Raw genomic sequence first — 18,137 nt, forward strand, 5'->3', positions numbered from 1 at the left:
GTGAAAGTGGAAGCAGACCTCGATCTGTGCCAGGGCCACGCGATGTGCTCGCTGGAGGCACCGGACGTCTTCGACGTTCCCAAGCACGGCAAGGTCCGGATCCTGATGGACGACATACCCGAAAAACTGTGCGGCGACGTCCGATCCGCCGTACGGTACTGCCCCACCCGAGCCCTCCGCATCGTCGAGGACTGATCCAGAGGAGACAAGTCATGGCACCCTTCGACCGAGCAGAACTCGACGAGATGATCGAGCGCTGGATCGAGGCGAACAAGAAGGCCGAGGCAGCCGGCGACTGGAAGCCTTTGGCCGACATGTACACCGAGGACGCGACCTACGGCTGGAACTACGGTCCCACGGACGACTTCATGGCGGTCGGGCGCGAGGAGATCCGCGAGCTCGCGCTCGGCCAGGAGATGGCCGGCCTGGAGGGCTGGCAGTATCCCTACCAGCGGTTCGTCGTGGACGAGCGGACCGGCGACGTCATCGGCTTCTGGAAGCAGGTCGCCGACGCCACCCGCGACGACGGGTCGCACTACGAGGTGTACGGCTTCGGGGGCAGCTGGTTCCGCTACGGCGGGAACTTCCGATGGTCCTGGCAGCGTGACTTCTTCGACTTCGGGAACGTCTCCCACCTCTTCCTGGAGATGATCACGGGCAACGCCCTGTCCGACGGCATGAACAAGCGGATCGAACGGTCGACGTCGACGAAACGTCTTCCCGGCTGGTATCCGGCCGGACAGGCGCCGGTTCCGCTGTGGTGAGCCCGGTGAACGTCCGCGACTCCTTCGCGGCGCTCTCCCGGGCCGACCTCGCCGTCCTCGTCCCCGAACTGCTCCTGTGCGGCCAGCTCATCGACCGCTCCGGGATGGCCCACCTGATCTCGGCGTTCGGACGGGAGGGGATGACCGAGGTCGCCGTCGAGGAGTGGCAGGCGTCGAGCCCGTGGTACACCCGGCGCATGCAGCGTGCCCTGCGGTACGAGGGCGACGGCGTCGAGACGATCTTCAAGGGGCTGCAACTCGACATCGGCGCGCCCCCGCAGTTCATGGACTTCCGGTTCCGCGTCGACGACCACGACCACGGTGAGTTCCGGCTCGACCACTGCGGCGCGCTCATGGACGTCGAACCGATGGGCGATGCGTACGTGACGGCCATGTGCCACGACATCGAGGACCCCACGTTCGACGCGACCGCCCTCGCCACCAACCCGCACGCCCGGGTGCGGCCGATCCACCGGCCGCCGCGCCGGCCGGCCGGCCGTCATCCGCACTGCGCGTGGACGGTGACGATCGACCCGTCGCACGTTCCGCCGCAGGCCGCGCCCCACACCGAGGCGATCGGGCGTACCGCGGCCGTCGCAGTGGAACTCAGCGCGATCGACCCGGCGGACGAGGGACTCGGCGACTATTCCGGGCCCCTGCTCTCCGACCTGAGGTTCGAGGCCTTCTCGCACTCGGCACTGGTACGGATCGCGGAGGAGGTGTGCCTGCAACAGCATCTGCTCACGCTGGGCTTTCTCATCGGCGTGCGCAAACGCACCGACGAGGAAGCCGCGCTGGCCCTCACCCGCAAGCAGTTGACCGGCATCGCCGGGCTGGCGTCCGAGCGGATACGCGACGCCCTCGGCCTGCCGCGCGACTTCGAGGGACTGGCGACGGTGCTGTCGGTCCACCCCGTGTTCGCGCCGAGGCAGTACGTCCAGCGCGACATCCGGTGGGAGCCCGACAGGCTGCACCTGCGCCTCGGACGAGCCGGGGGTGCCGACGCGGACGGGTCGTGGCCGACTCTGGTCGACGGGCACCACCTCGAGCCGCTGCAGGCGCTAGTGCGCGGCGTCGACCCGCACTTCACCGCGCACGTGGTGTTCGAGGACGCACACGCGCTCACCGTCGAGGTGATCCGCGACGCCGAACCCGCGAAGGAATGCGGCGAGGTGGCGATCACCCGCTTCAGCACCGGCGCGAACTTCACGTTCGCCGACCGGGGAATCCCCCTGCCGCTCACCGTCGTCTGAGCGTCCCGTCCATTCCCACCCCACCCCACCCCCGCACGCGAGCGAATGTATCGTTCTGTCGGCCTGAGAAGGTGAGCGATACATTCGCTCGGGTGGCTGCGTGCAGTCAGGAGCGAATCGGAGTGACCCAGAGAATTTCCCGCCGTGCCCTGCTCGGCGGAGCGGCCGTCGCCGCGGTCGGACTGTCCCTGCCGTCCGTCGCGCGAGCCCGGCCCGCGGTGACCGAGGAACGTCACCGCGCCGTGATCGTCGGCAGCGGATTCGGTGCCGGTGTCACCGCCGCGCATCTTGGCCGGGCGGGCGTGCGCACGGTCGTGCTCGAGCGGGGCTTGCGCTGGCCCTCCGGTCCCAACGCCGAGACCTTCCCGCACATGATGACCCCGGACCGGCGGGCGTCGTGGCTGTCGCCGCTGCCGGTGATGACCGCGGCACCGCCCATCCCGTCGCAGCCCTACACCGGGCTGATGGAGCGGGTGAAGGGCAACGGCATCGACATCCTGTGCGGAGCCGGGGTGGGCGGCAGTTCCCTTCTCTACCATGGGATGACGCTGCAGCCCGACGGTGAGCGTTTCGCGCAGAGCGTGTCGTCGCGCATCGACTACGACCTGCTCGCCGTCGAACACTTTCCCCGCGTGGCGCGCACGCTGCGCCTGCAGACCATCCCCGACGACCTGCTGGACCACGAGCGCTACCGCTCGTCGAGGCAGTTCCTCGACCGGGTCGCCGAGGAGGGCTTCGAGCCACTCCGTGTGCCGATGCCCATCGACTGGGAGTTCGCCCGGCGGGAGCTGACCGGCGAACTGGCGCCGTCGTACACCAACGGCGACCTGATCTACGGCGTGAACAACGGCGGCAAGTTCTCCGTCGACGTGACGTACCTGGCGGAGGCCGAGGCCACGGGGCACGTCCGCATCGAGACGCTGCACCGGGTCAACGACATCGAGCGCGGACGGGACGGCACGTGGATCGCGCATACGGACCGGATCTCCACGGACGGTGTGGTGCTCGAACGCAAGCGCATCGTCGCCGACGCGCTGTTTCTCGGCGCCGGATCGCCTGGTACCACAAGGCTTCTCGTCAAGGCGCTCGCGAAGGGCCTGATCCCGGATCTGCCCGACGCCGTGGGAACGGGATGGGGCAACAACGGCGACCGCGTGTTCTCGGTGACGACCCCGCTGCTCAGTCCGGGTGCATGGCAGGGCGGTCCCGCGTGCGTCGGCTTCAAGGACCTCGGGAATCCGGCCGGTCCGCTCATGATCGTCACCGGCCCGGTGCCGTTCCCGGCCGACCTGGGTACAACTTCGGTGATCGGGCTCGGGGTCGTCCGGGGACTCGGCCACTGGCACTACGATTCGGTGCTCGACGACGCCGTGGTCGACTGGGACCAAGCCTACGACCGGGAGCTCACCCGGGCCATCGAGGCCCGCATCCGGCAGATCGCAGGGCCGTCCGCGATCGTCGTCGACGTCAACGCCGCCGACGTCAACACCTTCCATCCGCTCGGCGGCGCACCGTTCGAGTCGGTCTGCGACGATGCGGGCCGCGTGCTGGGCCAGCGGGGCCTCTACGTGGTGGACGGCGCGAAGATCCCCGGCTCGACCGGGGCGTGCAATCCGTCCATGACGATCGCGGCGCTGGCGGAGTTCGGTGCCGACGACATCGTCCGTCGCGATGTCGGCGCCCTCTTCTGAGCACCCCGAACCGGCCGAATGTCACATGGGTTCGATCGAATCGAACCCATGTGACATTCGGCCACACTCGGCGGCGGCGACGCCGGCGCGACGGCCGAAGAAGCTGCTGTCCCCGAGCGATGTGCCGCTCGCGTAGCCCCCCGCACACACGCCGGAGGTGCACCGGCCCGCGGCGTACAGGCCCGGGATCGGTTCGCCCGAGACGTGCAGGACCTCCGAGTTCACGGTGGTGCGCAGGCCGCCGAGGGTGAAGCCCGCGGTGCAGTTGCGCAGGTCCAGGGCCGCGACGGGGGTGCCGATCGGCGTGACCCACTCCGGCTTCTTCCCGAGGACGGGGTCGGTGCCGGCCGCGGCGTGCCGGTTGTACACCTCGACGGTGGCCTGCAGCGTGCCCTCCGGCAGGCCCATGTCGGATTCGAGTTCGGCGACGGTCTCCGCCGCCCACTTCGGCGGGAACCGGAAGTACGGGGTGGAACTCGTCGTCGTGCATCCTTCCTCGTACGCCGCCTCGTCGATGATCAGGTACGCCTGGTTGTCGTTCTCGAGGAGGGTGAGCTGCCCGATGCGTCCCGGGTAGGTGTCCTCGGGAACGTACCGCTGGCCGCGGCCGTTGACGAGGATCCCGCGCGCCATCAGCTGCGGGTCGGCGAAGAACGCCACCTCGGTGGCGCTCATGTGCGCGAGGTCGGCGCCGAGGGCCTGAGCCATCCGGATGGAGCAGCCGTCGTGCTCCTCGATCGCGGCAGCCGGGCGGCCGATCAGCTGCGGGGCGAACGAGGTGACCATGGCCTCGTTGTAGGCGAAGCTGCCGGTGGTGAGCACGACGCCGCGCCGCGCCCGCACGAAGACCTCCTTCCCGTACTTCTTGGCGGCGATCCCGACGACCCGGTCCGTGTCGTCGACGATCAGCCGCTGCACCCGGATGTCGAAGACGGTTTTCACGCCGAGGGATTCGGCTGTCTCGGCGAGCGGCTTCATCAGCATGTACCCGCCGCCCTGCTCACCGGTGCGCTTGTTGCTCATCTGCGGCACGTGGCCGCGCGGGGCGGGTGTGGCGATCTCGTTGAACGGCGCGGAGTTCTCGCCCCCCGAGTACATCAGACCGTCGTCACCGGGGATCTCCCATCCGGGCTCGCCCCAGAACGCCGGCTTGAAGACCACTCCGTTGTCGGTGAGCCAGTGGTAGTGCTCGACGCTGCCGTCGCAGTATTCCGAGATCTTGGCCTCGTCGGCGCCGGGGCCGAGAGCGGCGAGCATGAATCTCTTCATGTTCTCCGGGGTGTCCTCGAACCCGAGCTCGCGCTGCAGCGGGGTGCCGCCGCCGAGGTAGACGATTCCCCCGGACAGGGAGGCGGCACCGCCCCAGCCGCCGGTGCGTTCGAGGATCAGCACGTCGGTGCCGGCCCGCGCGGCCTCGATGGCGGCCGAGACGCCGGCGATGCCGTAGCCGGCGACGACGACGTCGGCTTCGTGGTCCCAGGCGGTGACCTCTGCGGCACGGAGCGGGCGGAAGGGAGCTGTGGTCATGGAGGTGTTTCCTTCTCGGTCGTGGACCGTCAGCGGGTCGGTTCCAGCGTGGCGGCGAGCTTGTCCAGGTAGGCGAGGATCTCGTCCTCCGAGCGGTCGGGCAGGCCGAACATCACTTCGGTCACGCCGAGGTCGCGCCACTGCTGGAGCTTGGCGGGGTCGGGCCGGCCGGCGAGGACGACGATCTCCGGGGCGCCGTCGCGGCCGGCCTCGGCCCAGGTGGCGCGCAGCCGCTCGACGTTGTCGTCGATGTCGCGTTCGATCGGGGTGGTGATCCAGCCGTCGGCGGAGCGGGCGATCCACGCGAAGGTGCGCTCGGTGCCGCCCGCGCCGATCAGCACCGGGGGGCGGGGCTGCTGGATCGGCTTGGGCCAGGCCCAGCTCGGGCCGAACGAGACGAACTGCCCGTCGTAGGAGGCTTCCTCCTCGTTCCACAGCGCCTGCATCGCCTCGAGGTATTCGCGCAGGGCGGTACGCCGCTTGCCGGGAGGTACGCCGTGGTCGGCGAGTTCCTCGGCGTTCCAGCCGAAGCCCGCGCCGAGGACGACCCGCCCGCCGGAGAGATGGTCGAGGGTCGCGATGGTCTTGGCCAGCGTGATGGGGTCGTGCTCGAGGGGCAGGGCCACCGAGGTGCCGAGCCTGATGGTCGAGGTGACCGCCGCGGCGAGTCCGAGGGCGACCCACGGGTCGAGCGTGCGGCGGTACCGGTCGTCGGGCAGCGTCTCGTTGCCGGTGCCGGGGTGTGCGGATTCGCGGCGCACGGGGATGTGGGTGTGTTCGGGGACGTAGAACGCGTCGAAGCCGCGTTCCTCGGCCGCTCGGGCGGCCCTCTCGGGCCGGATACCGCGATCGCTGGTGAACAGGGTGATGCCGTGACGCACGGAAGCTGCCTCCCTACTTGTCGGGTCCACGCAACTGTAACGCGTTCTAGTGTTTGGTGGAACCCGTTCCAGACACCTGTCCATTTTTTCGGTCAGGTCCCGGCGCCGGCCCAGGGAAGGCGCACTACGCTGGCGGGCAGGCGTACGAAAGGTGAGGACGATGGCGGAGCCGAGTGCAGCATCCCGAACGAAGGCGCGGTCCACTTCGCTTCTCGGCGCGGACCTGAAGCCGGCCCAGCGCGCCCGCTACCTGAGGATCATCGAGACCGCGAAGGAACTGGCCTCCGAGGGCGGATACGACGCGGTCCAGATGCGTGCCGTCGCCGAGCGGTCGGGCGTGGCGCTGGGCACCGTGTACCGCTACTTTCCGTCCAAGAACCACCTGCTGGTGGTGGCGATGGTGCTGCTGTTCGAAGATCTGAGCAACAGGTTCGGCGACACCGACATCCCTGGCGACTCGGCTCACGAACGGATCATGTCGGTGCTGCACGGCTACATCGGCCGGCTCGAGAGCGACCACAACCTCTACGACGCGCTCGTGCGTGCGGCGATGTTCGCGGACGCCTCGTCGTCGGCCGAGCTCGACCGGCTCGGAGCGATCATCACCGGGATGTACGCCCGGGCGGCCGGGGTCGAGGTGGTCAGCGAGCAACTCCTCAACGCGGTGCACGTGATCGCGGACGTGTGGATGTCGAACCTGGTGAGCTGGGCCGCCGGTCGGGCCACGGCGGATCAGGTGATGGCGCACATGGACAGTGTGGTGCGGCTCGTGTTCGACCGGCTGGAGAAGCTGCAGGCGATCGGCTGACGCGGCCGCTGCGTCCGGGGCGCGGATGCGCGCCCCGGACGCGACGGATCAGGCGGGAACCTCCACGATGCCCACGGTCGGGAGGAAGAAGCACGACGTCTCGCCGTTCTGCACCGTGCCGAACACGGCGGCCAGGACGGTTCCCGAGCCGGTCGCGACCGGTGCCGCGCGGACTCCGCCGAGCGGGACCGCGCCGGCGAAGAAGTTCTGCACCGCGGCGGCGACGAGGGGCTTGGCGAACTCGGGCAGGCCGCCGGGAACGGCGAGGGCTGCGGCCTCGGCGATGGTGCCCATGGGCACGAACCCGCCCTGGAAGGTGTTGACGTTGAACCAGGCGACCTGCATGCCGGTGGTGTTCCCGCCGTCCTTCTCGACGCCCATGGGCACGAAGGCGAACAGGGTTTCGCCGGGATCGACGGCGTTGACGGGACCGACCATCGGGATGTTCAGGTTGGGCCACGGGCCGGGAGCCGCGCCGGCGACGGCGGGGGCGATACCGAGCGGCAGGCTGCCGCCCTCGGTGCAGAAGGGCGCGCCGGTGGGGTAGAGGAACGGTTCGATACCGAGGCCGCGCAGGAACTCCACGGCGTCCTCGTAGGCGGAGAGCGGCGAGTTCTCGGCGACGTCGGTGGCACCGCCGCGGGCGGAGCCAATGGCCTCGGCGGCGGCGAGCGCGAGCGTATCGGCGCCCGGCTGGGCCCGGAGCGTCTCGAGGGCGCCGAGGAGCGGGTCGGGCGCCGGCGCCGCGGCGACTGCGGGGTCCGCGGGGGGTTCGGCGGCCGCGACGGTGGGCAGCGCCAGAGCAGCGGCCACGGTGAGGGAGGCTGCGGCGGTGAGCCGGCGCAGCCTGCGCCGGGTGGTCCTGGTGGTCATGCTTCGCTCCTGTACGTGGTCGGAACCGGAACACCCTCCGCCCCGGAGTCGTGCGACGGCTCCGGGGCGGAGACCCATGGGTCTGGTGTTACTCGTGTGACTCATGGTGTTGGTGAGATCAAGCAGACCACAGGAAGAACAGACCGGCCAGTCCGGCGCGGCGTGGTGTTATTCAAACGAAACGAGTTGTGTCCGGTTCGAGACCGGACATTTCAGTCGTGGCGAGGTTCCGCCGGCGCCAGCCCCGAAGTCTCGTCCGGGTTCCGGCGCAGATGCAGCAGGCTGACGGTGAGACCGCCCCACACCAGCCCCAGCGCGACGAGCATCATCCCGATCGCAGATCCACTCACAGTCTCTCTCCCGCTTCCGTCGATTCGGTATGCGCCAGCTCGGCGTCGGTCAGGCCCCATGGTGCGAAGGACAATGCCACCGCGATCACGATCACCAGCACCTGCACGCCCCACCCGAACGTCATGACGAGTGCATCCGGCAGGTCGTTGTAGCCCTCCCGGCTCCGATCCACGATCTCGCTGATCAACATGTAGCCGAGCACGATGGGTGTGAGGACGCCGGCGAAGACCCGCCAGAGCAGGCCTACCCGGAACGACGACACCGAGTTGAGATGGTCCTGCAGTTCGGGCAGCCGGCGCAGCCCCCACGCGAGCACCACGAGCGTCGCGAAGGCGACCCCGACGATGCCGAACTGGTTGGCGAAGCGGTCGACCACGTCGAGGGTGTTCAGGCCGGTGGTGGTCGGGAACAGCAGCAGCGAGGTGATGCTTGCGACGCCACCGACGATCAGGACCGCCGGGACGCGGGTGAGGCCGGTCTTGTCCTCGACGGCCGACACGCACACCTGGATGATGCTGATCAGCGACGTGAAACCGGCGAAGACGAGCGAGCCGAAGAACAGCAGGCCGAACAGGGAACCGCCGGGCATCTCCGAGACGATCGTCGGGAACGCGATGAACGCCAGCCCGATACCGCCGCTGACCACCTCGTCGACGGCGACGCCCTGCGCCTGTGCCATGAAGCCGAGCGCCGAGAACACGCCGATTCCGGCGAGGATCTCGAAGCTCGAGTTCGAGAAGCCGACGACGAGACCGGAGCCCGTGAGGTTGGTCCGGTGCTTGAGGTACGACGAGTAGGTGACCATGATGCCGAACGCGACGGACAGCGAGAAGAAGATCTGCGCGTAGGCGGAGATCCACACCCCGGTGTCGGTCAGCGCCGACCAGTCCGGCCGGAAGAACGCGTCGAGACCGGTGGCGGCGCCGTCGAGGGTCAGCGCCCGCACCACCATGCCGGCGAACAGCACCAGCAGCAACGGCACGAAGAACCGGTTCGCCGCGCCGATGCCGCGCTGAACGCCCAGACCCAGGATGACGAGCACCACGAGCCAGATCCCGAGCAGCGGCCACGCCACGCCCGGGACGAAGTCCAGGCCGAACGTGGCGTCCGCGTTCATCTGCAGGAAGTCCTGCAGGAAGAAGGTCTCCGCGTCGTCGCCCCATGCCTGCGTGGCTGAGAAGAACGTGTAGCGCAGCGCCCACGCGATGATCACCGCGTAGTAGACGCCGATGACGAAGCAGATGCCCACCTGCCACCAGCCGAGGCTCTCGGTCGCGCGCTTGAGGCGGTGGAACGCCAGCGGCGGCGACCCGCGGAACTTGTGACCGATCGCGTAGTCGACGAACAGCAACGGGATGCCCGCGGTCAGCAGGGCCACCAGATACGGCACGATGAACGCACCGCCGCCGTTCTCGTACGCGATGTACGGGAAGCGCCAGATGTTGCCCAGGCCGACCGCCGAGCCGATGGCGGCGAGGATGAACACCGACCGGCCGGACCAGACCTCTCTCTTGCGCACCGCTGCGTCCTCTGTCACTGACGTACCTTTCCTCGGTTACAGACTGTCGACGCTAGCGCCCCCGCGGCTGCCTCGCGGCTGATCCGGGCGGACGGACGCGGTGTGCCGGCGGTGGTGGCTCAGTCCCGCCACAGTTTGTCGAGTTCCGGACCCGGTTCCTCGTCCGGCGGGGCGCCGCGGTAGCGCAGGGCGAAGATCACCCAGCCGATCGACGCGATCATCAGGAAGCTCACGAGCCGGTATACGACGACGGCGGCCAGGGCCTGCGCGCCGGTCATCCCGCTGGCCGTCAGCGCGGGCACGAGCACGGCGTCCATCACCCCGAGCCCGGCCGGCAGGAGGGGGATTGCGCGGCTGGCGGCGGTGCCCGCGGCGTACGCGACGGCGATGCCGGCCAGGCTGGGCTTGCCGCCGATCGCGTACGCGGCGAAGGCGAGGCACGCACCGTCGCACAGCCAGTTGAACAACGACCAGCCGAACGCGCGCGCGGCGTGGGTGCGGTCGAGCTGGACCGCCTGGAGCTGAGCCACGATCCGCTTCCAGGCGCGGGTACCGGCCCGTGCGGGCTTCTTGCGCAGGCGGTTGACTCCGCGCAGCGCGATGATGCCGATCGATTCGAACGCGTCGGGCCGGCTGGCCGCGTACTGCACGAGCACCAGGAACGCCGCGAACCCGCCGAGGGAGAAGATGAGCGAGAACGGGTTGGTGGTGGCACCGACGAGCAGCGCGCCGACCAGACCGAGCAGCGCCAGGCCCGCGGCCTGCAGCAGGCCGGCCATCACCAGCTGCCAGGTGGAGACGACGGGGCTGGCCCCCCACTTGCGCATCTGCCGGTACGTGAAGGTGGTGGCCACCACGGGTCCGCCGGGCAGGGTCACGCTCATCGAGTTCGCCGCGTACGCCACCGACAGGGACTGACGCTGCGTCACGGTGACCCCGGCCGCGGACAGCAGGGTGCGCTGTACCCGGGCAAAGCTCGACATCTCGGTCAGTGCGGCCAGGATCGCCGCACCCACCCACCACCAGCGCAGGTCGCCGAGGCTGCCGACGCTGGTCTTCAGCTCCGGCCAGACGAGAACGACCTCCACGGTGAGGACGACGACGAGCACGAGCCCGAGCAACCACTTGAGGCGCCGGCGCCGGGTCGGCGACATTCCGCCGTTGCCGTTGCCGTTGCCGTTGCCGTTGCCGTTGCCGCTGCCGCTGCCGTTGCCGCGGCCGTTGCCGTTGCCGCTGTCACGTCCGTGGCCCGGGGTGTGGTCGTCTTCGCCCACGGACGCGCCCCCGTTCTCACCCGCATCGGTCATGTGGTCGCGGGCCAGTTCGCCAGCGTCTTCCGGTACAGGTCCTCGACCTCCACGACCCGCGCACCGAGCTCGTCGAGGGTCCAGTCGCTCACGTCGATGGGATCGAGGACCACCACGTCGACGGTTCCCGGCCGCAGCACCGTGGAGTGCTTCCACAGCACCTCCCCGGCGTTGCGGATCACCACCGGCACGATCGGCACGCCCGCCTGCATCGCGATGTGGAACGCGCCCTTCTTGAACCGGCCGATCTCCGGGGTCAGGGAGCGGGTGCCCTCCGGCGCGATGATCACCGAGGTGCCCTCGCGCAGCGTGTCGACCACAGGGCCGAGTGCGGCCTTCGCCTGCTCGGTGTTGGCCCGGTCCACGAACGCGGCACCGACGAAGCGGAGCACCAGCCCGAACAGCGGGTCGCTCGCCATCTCCTTCTTCGTGACCCCGGTGAAGCTGTGCCGCAGCACCCGCGCCATGATCACCGGATCGAGCTGGCTCTGATGGTTGAAGATGAACACCGCGGGGCGCTGTGACCAGGCGTTGGCCTCGTTCCGAATGTTCACGTCGATGCCGGCGAGCGCGAGGGGCACCTCACCGGTGAGGGTGGCGATCGAGTCGAGCGCCACCTTCTTGTTGCGGTTGAGCAGGCCGAGGCCGACGCCCGTCCACACCGAGCCGAACAGTCCGCCGTACGCGGCGAGGGTGCGGATCACCTCCTTGGTGCCCGGCGTTCCGCGCGGCCTGAATCGCAGGATCGGCCAGCCTTGCTCGGCGGCGGTGCGCTCGAGGTTCCGGTCCGGATTGGTCGGCGTCGGATTGCCCATCGTGGCGAGGAAGTCGGCGTCCTCGCCCCCGTTGGAATACGTGTAGCTCTGCTCGCGATCGATGTTGTTCGCCTCCGCGAACGCCGCCACGGCCTGCGCTTTGCCGCTGCGCCACAACGACTTCCCGTCCACACGGCCCGTGAGCACTCCGTCGCGCACCTCGAGGGGGCTGAACAGGACGTGTTCGACGCCGAGTGCGTCCGCCGTCGCCTGGATCTGGTAGCGCGACGCCGAGGACGCGATCACCACCGTGTGCCCCGCCGCCTGGTGCGCCCGGATGAGCTGCCACGCCTCGGGATAGATGTGGCCGGCGATCGTGGACGCGAACAGCCGGCGCCCGATCTCGTACAGCTCCTCCTCGCTGTGCCCGCCCCACGCCTTGAACGCCACGGCGACGAACCGCTCGAAGTCCGCCTCGGTGTCGTGGCCGCGCAAGCCGTTGAGCATGGTTGCGGCGAGTTCGGCGGCGCCGACCTTCCCGGCGAGCAACCGGTCGCGGAAGAAGTGCAGACCGGAGAAGCCGTGGACGATGGTGCCGTCGAAGTCGAAGAATGCCGCGATCTCCGGACCCTTCGGCCCGGTACGCACGCGCTCGAGCGCTTCCTCGAGGATCACCGCTCCGCCTTTCTGTTGGATACGTCGAGAGACTCGGCGAGCCGGACCCGCTCGCCCACCGCCAGCAGCTGTGCCGCGAACTCCTCCCGCTTCTGCCGAATCTCCTCGCCCCCACGTTCCAGCAGCCCGCGGTTGGCGGCAAGCTGTAACGCCGTCGCGAACAGTTCCGACGAGACCGATTCGGGTCCGAACAGCCGGCCCTGCAGCAGCATCTGCCGGCCGACCGCGACGCACTCGTCCAGGAACGTCTTGCGGTCGACCTGCAGGGACGGGTCGCGCCGGGCGAGCCGCTCGGCGACGACGAGCTGCGCGTCGAAGAAGGACCGCAGAGCTCGGTGCACCATGAAGAACCCGGTTTCGAGGAGCGCGGCCAGCGCGAGCTCCACGTCGGGCAATGCGTCGCGCCAGGACGGCATCAGCAGGGCGATCTCGTCGCGCATGTCGGCCTCGAACCGGTCCCGGTCGGGGAAGAAGAACTCGAACTTGAGCAGGTCGCGCGCCGCCTTGGCCTCCTCCCACGCCGCCCGCACCGGGTCGAGGCCCGGATTGGCGTGCGCGTGGAGGATGGCCAGCTCCATCAGGGCACGGTTGACGAACCAGTGCACGCCGCTGTTGCGATAGAACGCGGCGACCAGGTGCTGCCCGGGCTGGATCGCGTAGACCGGCTCGTCCCCGCCGGCGTAGGTGGTGACCACACCGGCATCGCTCAGCGAGGCGAGGACGTTCGCGAGGCCGCCCTCGATGTCGAGGACGCCGAGTTCGCCCTGGGGTATTCCGCGGGCGTCGATGTACCGGCGCACCGGCGCGATCACCGCCCGCACCTCGTCAAGGGTCAGCGCCCGGTCCCGGACGCCGAGTAGAGCGAGGGTGACCAGGCAGTTCACCGTGACCGGGGTGTGGCAGTTGATGCCCACGGCCACCTCGAACGCGACCTTCTGCAGCGCCTTGCGGCTGCCCTCGCTCCCGGGCTCGGCCGGCTCCCCGGACAGCTCGGGGTCCCCGCTCGTGGCGAGCTGCGAGCGCATCGACAGCGGTTCGCCGAACCGCACGTACACGTTGCCCGCGCGGCGCCGCTGATTGCGCGCGTACCGGGCCAGCCAGGCCAGGCCCTCGGGCTTCTTCTGGGCCCCCGTCTGTTCGGCCGCGACGGCCGCGACCTCGGCGAGCCCCTCGTAGGTGATGGACACCGGCACGAGCATCGCGTCCTCGACCCGGCCGCTCCGGATGGCGTTGGCCACATAGTTGAGCAGGCCGTAGCGGGGCGCGCGGAGTTTGCCGGTGCGGGTGCGGCCACCCTCGAAATACCATTCGAGGTTGAACCGTTTGGTCAGCAGATACGCGAAGTACTCCTCGAGCGCCGCCTTGTAGACGGCATCGTCGCCGAAGCTACGGCGGATGAAGACGGTGCCGGTGCGCCGGGCGATCGGGCCGATCGGCCAGAACGTCAGGTTGGCGCCACCCATGAGGTGATTCCGCGGAAAATCGTTCCGGGCCAGCACGTCGCCGAGCACGAACGCGTCCGCGTAGGACCGGTGCGACGGCAGGAACACCAGCGGATATCGCCGGTTGACGTCGCGCAGGCTCCGCAGCCCGGACTCGTCGGCGTGCACGGTCCACGCCGCGGAGTGCAGCGGACGCATCATCTCGGTGAACAGGTCGGTCACCAGCCGGGACTGGACGGCGACGAGTTCCCCGAGGGCGGACGTCGCCCGTACCCGGACCTCCTCGGGCGCGATGTTGTGCTCGGTGCTGATCGCGTCGAGCCGGCGCCGGAACGACGCCGAATCCATGATCTGCTCCGCCACCAGCCTCGGCACCTTGTAGCGGTCGCCGATGACGGCACGCTCGGCCCGATCGAGGCCCACCACCGCGCGGTGCGTCACGAACCGGGCGAACGACTCGGGTGCCGGGTCGCCGTCCTCGGCCAGGTGCCGGGCACGCAACTCGCTCAGCCGCGCCGGCTCGGCGAGAACGATCCGATACCGGTCGGGGGACCGCCCGACCAACCACTTCTGCAGGAGCCGGTTCGGACTGCGCGGGTTGGTCAGCGCCACGACGTCGGAGAACCGGACCCGGCGCTCGCCGTCCCGGGCCTCCGGCAGCCACACCACTCCCACGGGGAGCACCAGGGGATCGTCGTCCCGGTTCACGAGATCGCGCGCGAGCCGGCGCGGGTCGAGTTCCATCTCCTCGACCGGTCCGTCGGCGCGGTACTCCTTCGGCACCCGGTCCGACCGCAGCCAGCTCGCGATCAGCTTGCGCTCGATCGGTGTCGTCGTCTCGGCGACGACCACCGTCGGTTGTCTCCCGGATTCCGAGCCCCGCCCGTTCGTGCTCATGTCACCCCATTCCCGGATAGCCCGAGTGAAACGTACCGCGTATCCGGCACCGGCTCCGGTGCAACCACACGAGAGACCTTCGGCACTTCTGCCGGCGCGCGATCCGGTCCACCCTGAGGCAAGGTGGGCAGCGTACCGATGTTCGACAAGCCCCATCGGGGAGGAACTCCGTGACCGGCACCGACCGATCCGAACCCGCGTACGCGGCGATCCGCGAGACCCACACCTCGGTGGTGTTCTTCGTCGGGGGCCGCGTGCACAAGCTCAAGAAGCCGCTCGATCTCGGGTTCCTCGACAACCGGACCCGGCAGGCGCGGGAGCGGGCCTGTCACCGTGAGGTCGAACTCAACCGGCGTCTCGCCCCGGACGTCTACCTCGGCGTCGCCGACGTGCACGGGCCCGACGGGCAGGTGTGCGAGCACCTCGTCGAGATGCGTCGGCTGCCCGACGACCGCCGGCTCGCCGCGCTGGTGCAGCGGGGCGAGCCCGTCGCCGGGGTCGTCACCGCCGTCGCGCGGCAGGTCGCGGCCCTGCACGCCGCGTCGCCGCACGATCCGGCCATCGACCGGTGTGCCACGGCGCAGTTCCTCGACGGACTGTGGCGCGAGAGCCTCGACCACCTCGACCGTCTGCCCGTCGGGGCCGAGGCCGCCGACGGGCTCACCGCGATCCGGGACATGGCCGGCCGTTATCTCGCGGGCCGCGAACGGGTGCTCGACGAGCGGATCGCCGCCGGGCGGGCCGTCGACGGCCACGGTGATCTGCTCGCCGACGACATCTTCTGCCTCGACGACGGCCCCCGGATCATCGACTGCCTCGAGTTCGACGACCGGCTGCGCTACGGCGACGCCGCACTCGACATCGCCTTCCTCGCGATGGATCTCGAACGGCTCGGCGGCGAGGCGGCGGCGCGGCAGTTGCTGCCCGCCTATGCCGAGTTCTCCGCCGACGCGTTCCCGCCGTCGCTGATGCACCACTACATCGCGTACCGGGCCGTGGTCCGGGCCAAGGTCGCTGCGCTGCGGCACGAACAGGGTGACGAGCACTCGCGCGGCAGCGCGCTCGCGCTCCTGGACCAGACGCGGCGCAACCTCGACCGGGGCCGGGTCCGCCTCGTCGTCGTCGGAGGACTGTCCGCCACCGGCAAGACCACCGTGGCCCACCTCGCCGGGCAGTACCTGGGCGCGACCGTGCTGCGCAGCGACGTGGTCCGCAAGGAACTGGCCGGTCTCGCCCCGACCGCCGATGCGACCGCCGCCGTCGGTGCCGGGCTCTACAGCGCCGCCCACACCGACGAGACCTACGGGGAGGTGCTGCGTCGCGCCGCCGTCGCGCTCACCCACGGCGAATCGGTCGTGCTGGACGCGACGTGGCTCACCGAGGCTCGTCGCGCGGCGGCGCGTGAGGTTGCGGCCGCCGCGACCGCCGACCTCGTCGAGATCGAGTGCCGGGCGGACCCGGCGGTGTTGGTCCGCCGCATCGTGGCCCGGCGCGAGCGGGGCGACGACGCGTCCGACGCCACGCCCGCGGTCCTGGACGAGCAGCTGCACGTGCGCGACGAGTGGCCCACGGCTCGCGTCGTGGACACGAGCGACGGCGCCCTCCCCGATGCCGCGTGGCTGGAGCGGGAACTCGGTCCGGGACCGTGGTGAGGACAGGCTCGCATTGCTACCGCGGCGCGCGGAATCGCCCTAGCCTGGCGGCATGTCGACCGATCCTTCCCTCAATCACGCCGACGTCGAGCCGCACTCCGGAGGCATCTCGGCGAAACTGAACTGGCTGCGCGCCGGCGTGATGGGCGCGAACGACGGAATCGTCTCCACGGCCGGCCTCGTCGTCGGTGTGGCCGCCGCCACCACCGACGAATCGACGATCCTCACAGCGGGTTTCGCCGGGCTCGCGGCCGGCGCGGTGTCGATGGCCCTGGGGGAGTACGTGTCGGTCAGCACGCAGCGTGACACCGAGCGGGCGCTGCTGCACAAGGAACGTCGCGAGCTCGAGGAGATGCCGGACGCCGAGCTGGAGGAGCTGACCGCGCTGCTCGAGGGCAAGGGGATGTCGAGGGCGACGGCGCGCTCCGCGGCGAAGGAGATGACCAAGCGCGACGCGCTGGCCGCGCACGCCGAGGTCGAACTCGGCATCGATCCCGAGGCGCTGGCCAATCCGTGGGCCGCGGCGTTCTCGTCGGCGGTCTCGTTCACAGTCGGCGCCCTCGTGCCGCTGCTCGTGATCGTCCTGCCCCCGGCGAGCCTGCGGATCCCCGTCACGTTCGTGTCGGTGCTCGTGGCGCTGGCTCTGACGGGTTCGGTCAGCGCGTGGCTCGGCGGCGCGCGGCGCGGCCGGGCGATGTCCCGCGTGGTGATCGGCGGTGCGCTCGCGATGATCGTGACGTATGCGGTGGGTATGGCGTTCGGGACCGTGACGGCCTGAGCCGGTGCCGCCCGGCCACGGGCGGCACCGGCCGGTCGTCATTTCTTGCGGCTGATCATGATCGGGCAGGGCGCGTTGTGCAGCAGGTTCTGGCTCACCGACCCGAGCAGCGCCCCGGTGAACTGGCTGCGACCGTGGCTGCCCACCACGACGAGCTGTGCGTCCTCGAGCTGGCGCAGGATCACCTTCGCGATGGGGCCCCGGTCCACGACGCGGCGGACCTCCACGTCGGGGAACTTCTCGTGCCAGCCGGCGAGAGTCTCGGACAGGACCGCGGATTCGGACTCGCCCACCGCCTCCCAGTCCACCAGCGTCGCGACCGTGCCGACGCCGAGGGCGGCGTCCCCGATCCAGGAGTGCACCGCGACCAGCGGCACACCGAACAGTGAGGCGTACTCGAAGGCGTGCCCGACCGCGGCCGTCGACAGCTCGCTGCCGTCGACGCCGACGACGATGGGTCGGGTGTCCGGCAGCGGTCGTGCTGTGTCGCCGCGCCACACCACCACCGGGCACGGGGCGTGGTTGGCCACGCGCAGCACGGTCGAGCCGAGCAGGAAGTTCTCCACGGCGTTGGCGCCGGTGGCGCCCATCACCACGAGGCGGGCGTCCTCCGCGGCCTCGAGCAGGGAGTTGGCGGCGGGTCCCGGACCGATGAAGCTCTGCACCTCGAGATCCGGATGGTCGGAGCGGACCACGTCGGTGACGTTCGACAGGATCGCTTCGCCGTCCTCCCGGAGCTGGTCGACCATCTGCGCCTGGATGAGCACCGCGGCCTCGCTGTAGAAGATGCCCTCGCTGGGCAGCGAGTGCACCAGGTGCAGGGGCGCTCCGAGACGAGCAGCGAGGGCGGCCGCCCACCGGGCCGCACTCGTGGCGACAGCGGAACCGTCCACGCCCGCTACGACGGCATTCCGGTTGGCAAGTGTGCTCATTCGATCTCCTTCTCGGTGCATTCTCCGCGCTC

The 18,137-nt window shown here is 70.0% G+C and carries 16 protein-coding genes; 7 read left to right on the forward strand and 9 right to left on the reverse strand.

All coding sequences use genetic code 11. The annotated features are described in order from the left end of the window. The 4 genes from ACWPOB_RS02690 to ACWPOB_RS02705 all read left to right on the forward strand — a co-directional run bounded on the left by ACWPOB_RS02690 (position 1) and on the right by ACWPOB_RS02705 (position 3,708). On the forward strand, positions 1-195 hold the full coding sequence (locus ACWPOB_RS02690) for a ferredoxin (protein ID WP_006936239.1): 195 nt from the start codon (positions 1-3) through the stop codon (positions 193-195). A gap of 17 nt (positions 196-212) precedes the next feature. Then, positions 213-764, forward strand: coding sequence for a nuclear transport factor 2 family protein (locus ACWPOB_RS02695; RefSeq protein ID WP_455399812.1), 552 nt, complete (start codon positions 213-215; stop codon positions 762-764). A 5-nt stretch (positions 765-769) separates the two neighbouring features. Continuing rightward, positions 770-2,017, forward strand: a complete 1,248-nt coding sequence (locus ACWPOB_RS02700; RefSeq protein ID WP_455399813.1) for a hypothetical protein — start codon at positions 770-772, stop codon at positions 2,015-2,017. Between the two features lie 122 nt (positions 2,018-2,139). Beyond that, positions 2,140-3,708: a GMC oxidoreductase gene (locus ACWPOB_RS02705; protein ID WP_455399814.1), complete on the forward strand. Its 1,569-nt coding sequence runs from the start codon at positions 2,140-2,142 to the stop codon at positions 3,706-3,708. Positions 3,709-3,729: 21 nt separating this feature from the next. On the opposite strand, the gene ACWPOB_RS02710 is transcribed toward ACWPOB_RS02705, so the two are convergent. After that, complete coding sequence (locus tag ACWPOB_RS02710) at positions 3,730-5,235, reverse strand: FAD-dependent oxidoreductase (RefSeq protein WP_455399815.1); 1,506 nt, start codon at positions 5,233-5,235, stop codon at positions 3,730-3,732. Positions 5,236-5,264: 29 nt separating this feature from the next. Further along, positions 5,265-6,116 carry an LLM class F420-dependent oxidoreductase gene (locus tag ACWPOB_RS02715; RefSeq protein ID WP_455399816.1) on the reverse strand — a complete coding sequence of 284 codons (852 nt, stop codon included), beginning with the start codon at positions 6,114-6,116 and terminating at the stop codon, positions 5,265-5,267. A gap of 160 nt (positions 6,117-6,276) precedes the next feature. Between ACWPOB_RS02715 and ACWPOB_RS02720 the strand changes: the two genes are divergently transcribed. Beyond that, on the forward strand, positions 6,277-6,924 hold the full coding sequence (locus tag ACWPOB_RS02720) for a TetR family transcriptional regulator (protein ID WP_100055038.1): 648 nt from the start codon (positions 6,277-6,279) through the stop codon (positions 6,922-6,924). Positions 6,925-6,972: 48 nt separating this feature from the next. Here ACWPOB_RS02720 and ACWPOB_RS02725 read toward each other — a convergent pair whose 3' ends face one another. The 6 genes from ACWPOB_RS02725 to ACWPOB_RS02750 form a co-directional block, all read right to left on the reverse strand. After that, the gene (locus ACWPOB_RS02725) at positions 6,973-7,797 is read right to left on the reverse strand and encodes a hypothetical protein (protein WP_455399817.1); all 825 of its coding nucleotides are present in this window, start codon (positions 7,795-7,797) and stop codon (positions 6,973-6,975) included. A 212-nt stretch (positions 7,798-8,009) separates the two neighbouring features. Beyond that, the gene (locus tag ACWPOB_RS02730; protein WP_165041487.1) at positions 8,010-8,147 is read right to left on the reverse strand and encodes a methionine/alanine import family NSS transporter small subunit; all 138 of its coding nucleotides are present in this window, start codon (positions 8,145-8,147) and stop codon (positions 8,010-8,012) included. Next, positions 8,144-9,685 (reverse strand): sodium-dependent transporter, encoded by a 1,542-nt coding sequence (locus ACWPOB_RS02735; RefSeq protein WP_100057075.1) that lies wholly within the window; start codon positions 9,683-9,685, stop codon positions 8,144-8,146. The genes ACWPOB_RS02730 and ACWPOB_RS02735 overlap by 4 nt, the downstream gene beginning before the upstream one ends. A 101-nt stretch (positions 9,686-9,786) precedes the next feature. Beyond that, on the reverse strand, positions 9,787-10,974 hold the full coding sequence (locus ACWPOB_RS02740) for a lysylphosphatidylglycerol synthase transmembrane domain-containing protein (protein WP_455399818.1): 1,188 nt from the start codon (positions 10,972-10,974) through the stop codon (positions 9,787-9,789). Further along, positions 10,971-12,404, reverse strand: a complete 1,434-nt coding sequence (locus ACWPOB_RS02745) for an HAD-IB family hydrolase (protein ID WP_455399819.1) — start codon at positions 12,402-12,404, stop codon at positions 10,971-10,973. Before ACWPOB_RS02745 ends, ACWPOB_RS02740 begins: the two co-directional genes overlap by 4 nt. Continuing rightward, complete coding sequence (locus tag ACWPOB_RS02750) at positions 12,401-14,743, reverse strand: glycerol-3-phosphate 1-O-acyltransferase (RefSeq protein WP_100057077.1); 2,343 nt, start codon at positions 14,741-14,743, stop codon at positions 12,401-12,403. Before ACWPOB_RS02750 ends, ACWPOB_RS02745 begins: the two co-directional genes overlap by 4 nt. A 170-nt stretch (positions 14,744-14,913) precedes the next feature. Between ACWPOB_RS02750 and ACWPOB_RS02755 the strand changes: the two genes are divergently transcribed. Together ACWPOB_RS02755 and ACWPOB_RS02760 are read left to right on the forward strand one after the other, a co-directional pair. Further along, entirely contained in the window at positions 14,914-16,395 is a 1,482-nt protein-coding gene (locus tag ACWPOB_RS02755) for a bifunctional aminoglycoside phosphotransferase/ATP-binding protein (RefSeq protein WP_455399820.1), read from the forward strand. Positions 16,396-16,447: 52 nt separating this feature from the next. Further along, a complete protein-coding gene (locus ACWPOB_RS02760; RefSeq protein ID WP_100057079.1) occupies positions 16,448-17,173 on the forward strand; it encodes a VIT1/CCC1 transporter family protein in 726 nt (241 codons plus the stop codon). A gap of 38 nt (positions 17,174-17,211) precedes the next feature. On the opposite strand, the gene ACWPOB_RS02765 is transcribed toward ACWPOB_RS02760, so the two are convergent. After that, positions 17,212-18,105, reverse strand: a complete 894-nt coding sequence (locus ACWPOB_RS02765; protein ID WP_044476559.1) for a universal stress protein — start codon at positions 18,103-18,105, stop codon at positions 17,212-17,214. Between the last annotated feature and the right edge of the window lie 32 nt (positions 18,106-18,137).

The sequence above is a fragment of the Rhodococcus sp. 2H158 genome, from assembly GCF_053764755.1.